The following is a 13,036-nucleotide window of genomic DNA, read 5'->3' on the forward strand; positions in this document are numbered from 1 at the left end:
AGCTTACATGGACGTACTTGCAGCGTGTCCCGCACCCCCGCCCGTACCCGCCCCAAGCGACAAGGCATGCACGCGCGTGCTTCAGCAGAGCCTTACCCCGCAGATGGGCGCAGAACCGAACAAAAGCCGCCACGCAAACAAAAAAACGCCCCGATTCCAGACGGAATCGAGGCGTTCTTCTCAAGCGCAACGCGTTACGCCCGAGGGCGCCTTACTACCTCCAGCAAAAGCGCCGGACTCAGCGCCAGACCTTGATCTGGTCGCCGTCCACGCGCTGCATCGGCTGGCCCGGCTTGCAGTTGAACGTCGCCCCGAACGCCGGCAGGTTGGACAGCGCACCGTTCGTGCGCCAGCGGCCCGGCGCCAGCACGTCCGCCGTCAGGCGCTGCGCCGCCTCGTTGGGCGACAACTGCTGCGCCCACAGCCCCGCCCACGCCCGGAAGAAGCCCTGCTGCACCGCCGGCTTGGCAGACGGCTCCACCGCCTTGTACGCCTCCCAGGCCAGCTCCAGCCCGGCCACGTCCGCCAGGTTCTCTTCGCGCGTCAGTTCGCCGTTGACCTTGGCGCCCTTGATCCCCGGGAAATCGTAGCTGCTGTACTGGTTGGCCACGCGCGTGCCCAGCAGCGTCCAGGCGGTCTTGTCCGCCGGCGTCCACCAGCTGCGCAGCTCGCCCTTGGCATCCACCAGTGCGCCCTTGGCGTCGATCGCCCGCGTCAGTTCATGCGCCACCAGCGCACCGAAGCTGCCGTACTTGTCGGCCGTATCGGCCTTCGCGTTGAACACCGGGCCCTGCAGCACCGCCGCCGTGACGATCAGGCGGTTCTGCGCGATGTCATAGGCCAGCGCCGGCTGCTGCGGCAGCACGTCCCAGCGACGGTCGGCGTTGCCCTTGCCGATCCGCTTCATCTCTTCGCGGTGGCGCCAGGTGGAGGCGATCAGCATGTTGCCGCCGAAGCTGCCACGGCCCATCGGCTGCACGCTGTAGTCCAGGTCGCGCAGCGGCGTGCCGATCTCGATCTTCATCGCCGCCAGCTTGGCCTGGGCTTCGCCCTTGGCCTCCGCACTCAGCCAGGTGCTGCGCTTGACCGCCTCGATCTGCACTTCGCGCAGCTTGTCCACGATCACCGCCGCCTGGCGGCGATCATCGGCCGACAGGTACTTGCTGGCATATTCGCGGCCCAGCATCGGGCCGGCCGCGACGTTGATCGCGTCCAGGGTCTGCTCCCAGCGCGCCGGGGCGATGGTCTGGCCACGCACCACGCGGCCGCGGAATTCGAATTCTGCCTCGCGATAGGCCTTGGACAGGTACGGGGCCATCGCATCGCCCACGCGCCAGCGCAGGTAGGCCTTCCACTGGTCCGGCTTGATCCGCGTCACCATCCCGTCGAGCTGCTTGAACAGCGCCGGATCGGCCAGCGACACCAGGTCATCGTTGACGCCCTGCACCTTCAGGAACGCATCCAGCTGCAGGTTGCGGTAGCGGCTGTTGAGATCCTTGGTGGAGATCGGGGCGTAGTTGTTGAACGGGTTGTTGATCCCGGCCAGCGACTGCGCGTTGCGCGCCAGTTCGGTTTCCAGCGCGATCACCGCCTGCGATTCGGCATCCAGCTTGGCCGCCGGGGTGCCGGTCAGGGCCAGGATCTGCTTGACGTAGTTGCGGTAGCGGCCCATCAGCGCCACGGTGTCCGCGTCGGTGCGGGTATAGAAGGCCGGGTCGGGCAGGCCCATGCCGCCCTGCATGAAGTAGCCGATGTGGCGGTCCAGCGCCTTGAGGTCCACGTCCGGGGCGAAGTTGAACGCCACCGGGATGCCGACCTGGTGCAGCGCGGCGATGGAGGCCGGCACGTCCTTGGCCTTCTTGATGGCGTTGATGCGGGTCAGCAGCGGGGCGATCGGGTTGGACCCATCGGCTTCGATGGCCGCCTCGTCCAGGCCGCTGGCCCAGAAGTCGCCGAGCAGCTTCTGCACGTTGCCCTGCGGGGCCTTCATGGCGGCGTCCAGCAACTCCCGCTGCTGCTGGCGGGTCCGGTCGGCCAGCTGCCCCAGCGCCGTGGTGGCGCCGGTCTGCGGCACCGGGTTGGCCTTGAGCCAGGTGGCGTTGGTGGCCTCGTAGAAGTCGCTGCACTGGGCGCTGACGGCCGGGGCGCGCGCGGCCTTTTTCTTCGGTGCGGCATGCGCATCGTGTGCGATGACCAGGGAGGCCAGGCTCAGGCCCAGGGCAATGGCGAGCGGACGAAGGTTGGACATGTAAAGCGAATCCAGCGGGTTTGGGATCGCGCGAGTGTACCAAGCAAAGCGAAAAGAGCGTGATGGGCGCCGGCCCCCGCAAACAACAAAGGCCCGGGAAATCCCGGGCCTTTGTCTGCTTCACTTCACGCGTGGGCGTGATCGCTTACCAGATCACCACCTGCTGGTCGCCGGCGCGGACCATCGGCGAGCCGGCCTTGCACTGGAAGGCGGCCGCGAAGGTCGGCAGGTTCGACGGCGCGCCCATCGCGCGGAACTGCGCCGGGGCGTGCGGATCGGTGGCCAGGCGCACCTTGGCGTTCTCCGGGGTGTACTTGGTGCGCCACACGGTGGCCCAGTTGAAGAAGAAGCGCTGGTCGCGGGTGAAGCCGTCCACCTTCGGGTCTTCCTTGCCGGCCGACGCCTTCTGCAGCGCGTCGTAGGCAGTGGCCAGGCCGCCCAGGTCGGCGATGTTCTCGCCCAGGGTCAGCTTGCCGTTCACCGCCTGGCCGTCCACCTTGTAGCCGTCGAACTGCTTGACCAGCTTGCCGGTCAGGCCGCTGAAGTTCTTGGTGTCCGCCTCGTTCCACCAGTTCTCGAAGTTGCCGGTCGGCCCGAAGCGGCTGCCCTGGTCGTCGTAACCGTGGGTCATCTCGTGGCCGATCACCGCACCGATGCCGCCGTAGTTGAGCGCGTCGTCGGCCTTGGGATCGAAGAACGGCGGCTGCAGGATGGCGGCCGGGAACACGATCTCGTTCTGCAGCGGGTTGTAGTAGGCATTGACCGTCTGCGGGGTCATGCCCCACTCGGTCTTGTCCACCGGCTTGCCGATCTTGGACAGCGCCCACTTGTAGTTGAACTCGTTGGCCGCGCGCACATTGCCCAGGTAGCTGTCGCGACCGGTGGTCAGGCCGTTCCAGTCACGCCACTTGTCCGGGTAGCCGATCTTGGGGGTGAAGGTTTCCCACTTGGCGATCGCCTTGGCCTTGGTCTCGTCGCTCATCCAGGTCAGGCCCTGGATGCGCTCCTTGAGCGAGGCGGCCAGGTTCTTCACCAGCTCTTCCATCTTGGCCTTGGCTTCGGGCGAGAAGGCGACCTTGACGTACAGCTGGCCGAACGCATCGCCGGCATCGCTTTCGATGGTGCCCAGCACGCGCTTCCAGCGCGGCTTCTGCTCGGCCTGGCCGTTCAGGGTCTTGCCGTAGAAGGCGTAGTTCTCGTCAACGAACGCATCGGCCAGGTACGGCGAGGCGCCGTCCACGGTGTGGAAGCGCAGGTAGGCGCGCCACACCGACGGATCGGTGTCACCCAGGGCCTTGCTCACTTCCTGGTGGAAGGAGGGGATGGCCAGCGAGAACTTCTCCGGCGCGGCCACGCCCTGGGCCTTGAAGAACTCGGTCCAGCTGAAGTTCGGGGTCAGCTTGTCGGCGTCGGCCACGCTGACCGGGTTGTAGTACAGCGACACATCGCGCGAGAGCTCGACGCTGGACTTGGACGCCTTGGCCAGGCGGGTTTCGAACTTGACCACGTCCGCGGCCTGCTTCTCCGCATCGGCCGTGGCCACGCCGGACAGTTCCAGCACCTTGGCCACGTGGGCCTGATAGGCCTTGAGCTTGTCGGCGTTCTTGGCGTCGGTGTAGTAAGTGGTGTCCGGCAGGCCCAGGCCGCCCTGGCTGGCGTAGGCCATGTTCATGCTGGAGTTCTTGAAGTCCGCTTCCGGACCGAAGCCGAACAGCACGTTCTCGCCCTTGGCCGCGCTGCTGCGCAGGTAGTTGGCGATCGCGTCCTTGTCCTGCAGGCCGTCGATGGCGGCCAGGTCGGCCTTGATCGGCTCGATACCCTGGGCGTTGATCTTGGCTTCGTCCATGCCGGTGGCCCAGAAGTCGCCGACGATCTTCTCGATGCCGGTCGGGTTCTTCACCGCGGCCACCTGTTCGGCCAGCTGGTGCTGCACGGCGACCGAGCGCTCGTCCAGGATGGTGAAGGCGCCCCAGCTGGTGCGGTCGGCCGGGATCGCGTTGGCGGCCAGCCACTTGCTGTTGACGTAGTCACCGAAGGCGCCGCAGGCGTCCATGCTGGTGTCCAGGTCGGACGGGTGGAAGGCGTTGTAGGCCGGCAGCTTGCTTTCATCGAGCTTGTACTCGGTGGCGGCAGCGGTGGTGGCCGGGGCAGCGGTGGAGGCCGCGCCGTCCTTTGCCGGGGTGTCGGTCTTGCCGCAGCCGACCAGCGCGGCCGAAACGGCCAGGGTGAGCAGGACGATCTTGGGATTGCGGATCACGTTGGTTGGCCTCCAGGCCTGGAATGCATCGGGAAGGGCTCCCGTGCGGGAGCCGTGGGCCAGACGATACGCCGCTGGCCCGACCGGCAAGGGTGTCGAAGGTCATGGCCGATGGCAAGCAGTGGCTGCGTGGCGCCGCTGGCCGGCGCGTGCACGGCCAGCCAACCGCTGCGGCAAAGTCCCGCCATGCCGGCGACATGCGGGGCCGGGCCGGTGTATATAGCGGGCATGGCAAAGTCTTCTGCGCAGGCGTGGGATGCGGTGATCATCGGGGCCGGGCACAACGGCCTGGTCTGCGCGGCCTACCTGGCCCGCGCCGGCAGGCGCGTGCTGGTGCTGGAGCGGCGCGGGGTGGTCGGCGGGGCGGCCGTCACCGAGACCTTCCACCCGGGCTTCCGCAATTCTGTGGCCGCCTACACCGTCTCGCTGCTGCAGCCCAAGGTGATCGCCGACCTGGACCTGGCCGCGCACGGGCTGCGCGTGGTGCCGCGCCGGATCAACAATTTCCTGCCGCTGCCGCAGGGCCAGTACCTGCTGGCCGGCGGCGGGCTCACCCAGGCCGAGCTGCAGCGCTTCTCCGCCCGCGACGCCCGCCAGCTGCCACGGTACGAGCAGCGCCTGGAGGTGTTTGCCGATGTGCTGCGCGCGCTGGCGCTGGAGGCGCCGCCCAACGTGACCGACGGCGGCTGGCTGCAGGCGCTGCCCGAGCTGTGGCGGGCAGGGCAGCTCGGGCGTCGCCTGCATGCGTTGTCGCCGGCATTGCGCCAGGAGCTGATGGACCTGTTCACGATCTCGGCGGCCGAGTACCTGGACCGCTGGTTCGAGAGCGAGCCGATCAAGGCGCTGTTCGGGTTCGACGGGGTGGTGGGCAACTACGCCAGCCCGTATGCGCCGGGCACCGCCTACGTGCTGCTGCACCATGCCTTTGGCCAGAGCAACGGGGTCAAGGGCGCGTGGGGCCATGCGATCGGCGGCATGGGCGCGATCACCCAGGCGATGGCGCGCGCGGCGACCGCGGCCGGGGCACAGATCCGCACCGATGCCGGGGTGCGCCGGGTGCTGGTCGAGGGCGGCCGCGTGGTCGGGGTGGAGACCCAGCAGGGCGAGCGCATCACCGCCCGCGCGGTGGTGTCCAACGTCAACCCGAAACTGCTCTACGAACAGCTGCTGGACAGCGCGGAGGTGCCCGCGCCCACCCGTGAGCGGATGGCGCATTGGCGCTGCGGCTCCGGCACGTTCCGGATGAACGTGGCGCTGTCGCGGCTGCCCGATTTCCGCTGCCTGCCCGGGCCGGGCGACCACCTCACCGCCGGCATCATCATCGCCCCCTCGCTGGATTACATGGATCGCGCCTGGCATGACGCGCGCATGCGCGGCTGGTCGCGCGCGCCGATCGTGGAGATGCTCATCCCCAGCACCCTGGACGATTCGCTGGCGCCGCCGGGCCAGCACGTGGCCAGCCTGTTCTGCCAGCACGTGGCCCCGCAACTGCCCGACGGCCGGCACTGGGACGATCACCGCGAGGAGGTGGCCGACCTGATGATCGCCACCGTGGAGCAGCACGCGCCCGGATTCGCCGCCTCGGTGCTGGGGCGGCAGGTGCTCAGCCCGCTGGACCTGGAGCGCATCTTCGGCCTGGTGGGGGGCGACATCTTCCACGGCGCGCTCAGCCTCAACCAGCTGTTCAGCGCCCGCCCGATGCTGGGCCAGGCGGACTACCGCGGCGCGCTGCCCGGGTTGTTCCTGTGCGGGTCCGGCAGCCATCCCGGCGGCGGGGTGACCGGTGCGCCGGGGCACAACGCCGCGCAGGTGATCCTGCGCGGGTGAGGTGGCCGCCGCAGGCGCGGCGGCCATGCGGTCAGGGCCGGTCGAGCTTGGGCTGGACGTCCTCGGTCTGCGGCTCGACCGCGTCGGCCTGCGGGGCGACGTCGGGGATGCGCGAGCTGCGGTCCGGATCGGTGGTAACGGTGGTGGCCGTGCCGACGTCCACGCGGCCCACGCGCGGGGTCATCCAGATGCTGTCCTGGTACTGGCGGTACTTGTCCGGGTCCCAGTAGCGCTCGTCGTAGAACTTGGAGCCGTCGATCTGCTCGTCCACGCCATTGGGGCCGGGCACGTAGATCTTGAGGTTGCCGGCGAAGCCGGTGCGGCTGCCGGTCATGCGGCGCTGTTCGCGGCGCATCGCCTGGCTCAGGCGCGGCATGGCCGCGTCATCGCCGAAGCGCGCATAGACCGCTTCGCCCTCGGCGACGGCCTGCTGCTGGCCGGCCGCATCCAGGGCCGCCCAATAGCGTTCGCGCAGCTCGACAAAGCCCTTGTAGCCACGCTCGGCGGCCAGATCCATCCAGGCATAGGCCAACGGCTTGTTGGCCGTCACGCCGGTGCCATTCCAGAGCATCTCGGCCACCATCGCCTGGGACACCTTGTCCGAGTAGAAACCGGCGCGCTGGAAGAACCCGAAGGCGGCCACCTGGTCGTTGCCGCGCAGCTTCTCCATCCCGAGCATGCGGAAGCGCAGGTCCGGGTGGCCGTTGAGGAAGCCGGCCGTGATCATCACCGGGTCGTCGGTGGGGTCGCTGGGCGCGGCGGCGGCCTTGGCGCGGGTGGCCGGCGGCGCGGCGTGCGCCAGGCCGGGCAGCAGCAGCGCCACGGTCAGTGCGGCCAGCAGGTAGCGGGGTGTGTTCATGTGCATCGTTCCTTGATCGTCCCATGCGGAAAACCTGGGTGACATGCTCATCCGTGCATGGGCCGGACGCATGGGGCGTAGGTCACTAGACCAAACGGCAGGGCGGGCAGCCACCGGGCTGCCCGCCGCCACAGTTTACTCAGCGCGCCTTCGAACTTCCGATATGGCGGTCAAAGAACTCGAGCATCTTCGTATACAGGCTGACCCGCGCCGGCACGCCGTAGAAGCCGTGCATTTCCCCGGACTGGATGATCACGCCCTCCGGCGGATTGCCGGCCTCGGTCAGCGCCTTGGCCATCAGCTCGGTCTGCTCGGGCACCGCGCGCATGTCGCGTGCGCCGGCGGCCAGGTACACCGGGATGCGCACCTCGGCGGCGCGCCGGGCCGGGGAGGCCTTGGCCCGTTCGGCCGGGTCCACGCCATGGGTGCGGCGCAGGTAGCGCAGGCCCGCCTCGCGCTGCGGGATGTCGCCCTTGGTGAACAGCATGTCCACGTCGTACACGCCGACGTAGCCGAACGCGCACTTGAACAGGCCCGGCTCACGGATCGGCGCCATCAGCGCCGAATAGCCGCCGAAGCTGCCCCCGTAGATGCACAGGCGGTCCTTGTCGGCCACGCCCTGGTCGATCGCCCAGTGGGTGGCATCGAGGATGTCGTTCTGGATGCCGTCGGCCCATTGCCGGTGGCCGGCCTCCTCGAAGCCCTTGCCGAACCCGCCCGAGCCGCGGAAGTTGACCTGCAGCACCGCATAGCCGCGGCTGGCCAGCAGCTGCGCTTCGGGGTTGAAGCCCCAGTTGTCGCGCGGGCCGATCGGGCCACCATGCGGGTTGACGATCATCGGCAGCGGCTTGCCCTCCGCGCCCTTGGGCACGGTCAGGTAGCCGTAGAGCTGGCGGCCATCGCGTGCCTTGACGCTGAACGAACGGACGGTGGCCATGCGCTTGGGATCGAGCCAGTCGCGGCCCTGCAGCAGGAACCGTGCCTGCCCGGTGGTGCGGTCGAACAGGTACAGCTCGCCGGGGTTGGTGTCGCTGTAGACCGAGACCAGGATCTTCTTGCCGTCATCGGTATAGCTGGAGAACTGCACCATCTGGTTGGGGAAGGCCTCGCTCAGCGACTGGTACAGCGCCGCATCGGGGTGGTCTTCGTCGATCAGGGTCACCTTGGGCGAGCCGGCCTGGTTGACCACGCCCACCAGGCGGGTGTCATCGGTGCTCCACATCAGCTGCGAGACGTCGGTGACCGGATCCTGGAAGAGGCGGTGGAACTGCCCGGTGGCCGTGTCCAGCGTGCCGACTGCCGGCGGCGCCTTGCCATCGTCCTGCTCGGCGTACACGGTGCCATCGGCGGTGGTGCGCAGCACGCGCAGGTGCTGGCCATCGGCCTTGGAGGCGTTGATCAGGGTCCAGTTGGCGCCGTCACGGCGATACAGCTCGCTGCGCTCGTCGTACTCGCCGGTTTCGTCGCGGCTGGAGCTGCACACCGCAAAGCGCGGCTCCTTGGCCGCATCGAGCGCGATATCGCAGTTTTCCTTGGGCGCGCGCGCCATCGGCGTACGCCGGCCGCTGATGGTGTCCACGCTGACCACCTGGGTGCCCGCGCCTTCGGACGAGCGCGGGTAACGCACCTGCATGATCACGTTCTGGTCATCGCCGCGCAGCGTGTCCAGCAGCGAGTAGGACTCGTTGCCCACGCTCTTGCCGCGCTGGGTGGCATCGCGGGTGCCGTAGAAGATCACCGGGCGGGCCAGGCTGCCGTCGGCGTTGACCGCGAACCATTCCCCGGTGGGGAAGGGCTGGGCATAGCCACCCTGCTTCTTGACCGCGTTGAACATCAGCCGTTCCGGCGATATCCAGTGGAAGCTGCCCACGCTCTTCTTGTCCGGCAGCTGGTTGACCTTGAGTACCTTCAGGTCGCTGGTGCGCAGGATGGTCAGCACGTCTTGGTCGCCCAGGTCCACGCTGATGGCGAGGTAGTCGCCGTTGGGGGAGATCCTGGCCGAGCTGTAGCTGGCGTGCTTGGCGAAGTCTTCGATCGAATAGGCCGCCGGCGCGCCCGCCGGGGCGGCCAGTACGGTGGCGGGCAGGGCGGCGGCGAGTGCGAGTGCCAGCGGCGCCAACAGCGAGGTCTTCTTCATGATCAGGGGTCCTTGTCCTGGCCGGCGGTGATGACGGCCGGGTTCAAAAAAAAGGAAAGCCCGGTTCAGGTCCGGGCTTTCCCATGCGTTCCTACCTCATGCAGCGAGGATCAGAACTTGTACTGCAGGCTCACGTAGAAGCGACGGCCCAGCGGGTCTGCGCCGATGAACGGGTCGTAGAACGGGTAGGTCGTGTTGCTGTTGTCCTTGCGGTACTGGTTGTCGAACACGTTGACGACCTGGAAGGTGGCCAGCACGTTCTCGCCGAACTTCTTGCCCACGCTCAGGTTCCACAGGAAGTAGGGTTCCAGGCGACGCGAGTAGGCACCGCCGGCGGCGTTGGTGCCATCGGCTTCGGCGAAGCTGAAGGCCGAGCCGTAACGGGTACCGAACACGGTGGTGGCCCAGTCGCCCTTGGTCCAGGTCAGGCTGCCGCGGGCGCGGCTGCGCTCGGGGTTGAAGTACTCCGGCGGCAGGTCGCGGTAGTCGATCAGGTCGTCGTCGGCGGTCTGCTGGTACTTGTTGGTCAGGGTCAGCGAGTAACCCAGGTCAACGTTGAAGCGGCCCCAGCGGTCGGTGTCCAGCGTGTACTTGTAGCTTGCATCGATACCGCTGGTGTCCTGCAGGGCGGTGTTGATGTAGGCGTTGTTGATGCGCTGGATGCGGCCGTCGTCCGGCGAGCCGGGCAGGTTGGTACGGGTGATCAGGCCCAGCACGTTGTCGCAGACCGAGGCACTCGGCACCGAGCGACCATCGCTGGCGGTGCCCAGGCGGCAAGCCGCTTCGGCGCGCAGCAGGTAGTCGTTGCTCAGCTGGGCAGCGGCGTCTTCCAGGCGGATGCGGTAGTAGTCAACCGTCAGCGACATGCCATCGGTGACGTCCCACACGAAGCCTGCGCCCCACGACTTGCCCTTTTCTTCGGTCAGGTTCGGGTTGCCGGCCACCAGGGTCTGCACCGAGTACTTGGTCGGATCGCTGGTCGGGGTGTTGCACTGGGTGCGGGTACGCGGGCCCTGGGCAGCGCCCGGACCGGTACCGGAACGGCAGGCGTACTCATCCAGCTCGGTGGTATAGGAGGCGGCACCGGCGGCGTAGATCAGCTGCATGTCCGGCGCACGGAAGCTGGTGGCATAGCTGCCGCGGACCAGCAGGTTGCTGAACGGACGCCATTCCAGGCCCAGGTTGTAGGTGGTGGACGCATCGACCGAGGAGATGTCGTCGTACTTGTCGTAGCGCGCCGCGGCGTTGACATTCAAATTGCTGAAGATCGGCACGCGGAACTCGGCGCCCACCGCGTAGCGGTCGCGGGTGCCGTGGGTCTCACCGGAGCTGGTGAGGTTGTAGATGGTCTGGCCATCGATCGGACGCAGCTGGTCGGTGCGCGGATCGCTCACCATGTCCATCTTCTGGCGGTTCCATTCCAGCACGCTGGCGAAGCCAACGGCACCGGCCGGCAGTTCGAACAGGTCGCCGCTGATGTTGAAGGCGGCGTTGGCCACGCTGGTTTCGGAGCGGTTGATCACGCGGGTCGCGAAGGACTGGTAGATCTCCGGGGTGATCGGCGAGGACCAGCGATCCAGGTTCAGGCGGTGGATCGGGTAGACGCCCGCACCGGTGCCGCCGGCGTTGCTGTAGCCCAGCACCGGGCCCAGGAAGTAATCATGCACCGACTGCGCGAGCAGGCGCGGGCGGTCCATCTTGTAGTTGTAGTAGCCGTAGCCACCGGTGGCTTCCCAGTCGAAGCGGTCGGCGATGGTGCCACGCACGCCGGCGGCGAAGTCGTAGGTGTACTCGTCGTACTTGGTGCTGGCCGCATCATTGCCGCCCAGCTCGTTGGCGGTGAAGACGCGCTGCAGCTGCACGATGTCGCGCAGGCCGGCATCGTAGTAGTACGCGCTGGTGGCGCCGTTGGACAGGATGTTGAACTTGTCGCCCGAGGTGCCCCAGAACTCCGTGCCGGCGCTGGCCTTGGCGCTGGTGGTGTAGTAGTTGACGCTGGCCCAGCCCTGGGTGGTGTCGGTGAAGTCGAACGTGCCGTAGCCGTAGGCCGAGTAGAACTGGCGCTGGTTGGAGATCGAGCGCGCGGCGTTGCTGTCGTACGAGCCGCAGTAGGTGCCACGGGCGGCGGTGGTCACCGTGGTGAAGCCCAGTGCATCGCACTTGGCCTGGCCCGGGTAGTAGGCATTCTGGTTGACCAGGCCGTTGGCCGAGGTCAGGCCGCGGATGGCGATCAGCGACAGGCCCGGGTTGGCGGTCGAGCCCAGCGGCCCTTCACGCTGGTCGGAGAGCCACTTGCGCTGGTTGGCGTAGACCGCCTCGCGATCGCTGTACTGCAGGGCCCACACCGCGCTCCAACGCTCGCCGGTACGGCCGCCGGTCAGTTCCAGGTTGACCGTGTCACCGCCGCCCTCGGCGGTGGTGCCGGTGGTCAGGCGGACCAGGTTGCCGTCGTAATGCTCGCGCAGCACGATGTTGACCACGCCGGCGACCGCGTCGGAGCCGTAAATGGCCGAGGCGCCGCCGGTCAGCACTTCAACGCGCTCCACGATGCTGCTGGGGATGGAGTTGATGTTGGCGACGTTGTTGTCGCGGTTGTACGGCTGCGGGTACTGCGCCGGGCGACGACCGTTGACCAGGGTCAGCGTGTAGCCGGGGCCCAGGTTGCGCAGGTTGACGACCTGCGCGTTGGGGGTGAAGCCGGTCACGGCCAGGTCGCCGGTGAACGAAGAGGTGGTGTTCTGGGTCAGCGTCTGCAGCATGTCGCCGACGGTCTGGAAACCTTCGCGGTCGATGTCGGTACGGGTGATCACGGTCACCGGCGCCGGGCCTTCGACTTCCGAGCGCTTGATGCGCGAGCCGACGACGGAGACGCGGTCCAGGTTGGTGGCGTTCTTGCCGCCCACCTCGTTGCCCGCTTCCTGTGCGAACGCCGGAGCGACGGCCGAAACGACCAGCGCCGATGTCAGCGCAAAGCTCAGCGGGTTGCGGCTGAGCAGATTGCGATTTGCCATGAATAGTTCCCCTTGAAATCAGTTCTATGTGCCAAGTGGCGGGATGTAGCCTCTTGGCCGGATCCGACACCCTTTTGCGTCCGACGGGCCCCGACTGCTGCCCCCCTGTGATCAGCTTCACAAGCCGATGACTCGAAGTTAACACGAGCTTAACTTGCCCTGTCAACTGTTCATCACCGCGTCATAAAGACAAATTCCGCAAAGCCGATTGCGCCACGGCAATCGGCGGGTTAATTTGGCCAAGTTGTTGATTGAACGGAATTTAGTTGCGAATGCAACGATATGAATGGCCCGGTTGGCCTGTCTTGCCGTGTCCGGTCGACAGGGCGGCGCGTACATCAACCGTTCATTCTTGTGTCTTAGAACAAATTGGAATCAGAGGCCTGTTTGCCGGTAGCCGACGGTAAAGCAACAGCCTTCGCACTGGCCGTTGGTCGGGGGCATGGAGAACGAGGGTGGCTGTGGGATGCCGGTCAGCGGCCGGCACTACCGGCTTTTTCTGTGCGCACCGGTCCACTGTCCAAGGGCGGGTACGGGTGGGGGTGCGGGACCGTCATACGCCATGGATGGCGTATGCGAGCCCACAAGGACGTGTTTACGGCGTGTCCCGCACCCCCGCCCGTACCCGCCCCAAGCGACAAGGCAACGCACTCGCGAGGCTCCGCAACGCCTTGCCCCGCAGATGGGCGAACAACCA

Annotated in this window: 6 protein-coding genes; 1 reads left to right on the top strand and 5 read right to left on the bottom strand. The window is 67.4% G+C overall.

Translation table 11 applies throughout. From position 1 onward, the window contains the following. Positions 1–238: 238 nt before the first annotated feature. A complete protein-coding gene (locus RSA25_RS16340) occupies positions 239–2,248 on the bottom strand; it encodes a M13 family metallopeptidase (protein WP_332809899.1) in 2,010 nt (669 codons plus the stop codon). A gap of 145 nt (positions 2,249–2,393) precedes the next feature. Next, positions 2,394–4,505, bottom strand: a complete 2,112-nt coding sequence (locus RSA25_RS16345) for a M13-type metalloendopeptidase (RefSeq protein WP_332809900.1) — start codon at positions 4,503–4,505, stop codon at positions 2,394–2,396. A gap of 228 nt (positions 4,506–4,733) precedes the next feature. Here RSA25_RS16345 and RSA25_RS16350 point away from each other — a divergent pair, with 228 nt between their 5' ends. Beyond that, entirely contained in the window at positions 4,734–6,332 is a 1,599-nt protein-coding gene (locus RSA25_RS16350) for an NAD(P)/FAD-dependent oxidoreductase (protein WP_332809901.1), read from the top strand. A gap of 31 nt (positions 6,333–6,363) precedes the next feature. On the opposite strand, the gene RSA25_RS16355 is transcribed toward RSA25_RS16350, so the two are convergent. From RSA25_RS16355 to RSA25_RS16365, 3 genes are all read right to left on the bottom strand, one after another. Further along, on the bottom strand, positions 6,364–7,191 hold the full coding sequence (locus RSA25_RS16355; RefSeq protein WP_332809902.1) for an SEL1-like repeat protein: 828 nt from the start codon (positions 7,189–7,191) through the stop codon (positions 6,364–6,366). Between the two features lie 139 nt (positions 7,192–7,330). Further along, positions 7,331–9,328: a prolyl oligopeptidase family serine peptidase gene (locus tag RSA25_RS16360; RefSeq protein ID WP_332809903.1), complete on the bottom strand. Its 1,998-nt coding sequence runs from the start codon at positions 9,326–9,328 to the stop codon at positions 7,331–7,333. A gap of 110 nt (positions 9,329–9,438) precedes the next feature. Beyond that, positions 9,439–12,339, bottom strand: a complete 2,901-nt coding sequence (locus tag RSA25_RS16365) for a TonB-dependent receptor (protein ID WP_332809904.1) — start codon at positions 12,337–12,339, stop codon at positions 9,439–9,441. Positions 12,340–13,036: the final 697 nt, after the last annotated feature.

It is taken from the genome of Stenotrophomonas sp. (genome assembly GCF_036662295.1).
Taxonomy (GTDB): Bacteria; Pseudomonadota; Gammaproteobacteria; order Xanthomonadales; family Xanthomonadaceae; genus Stenotrophomonas.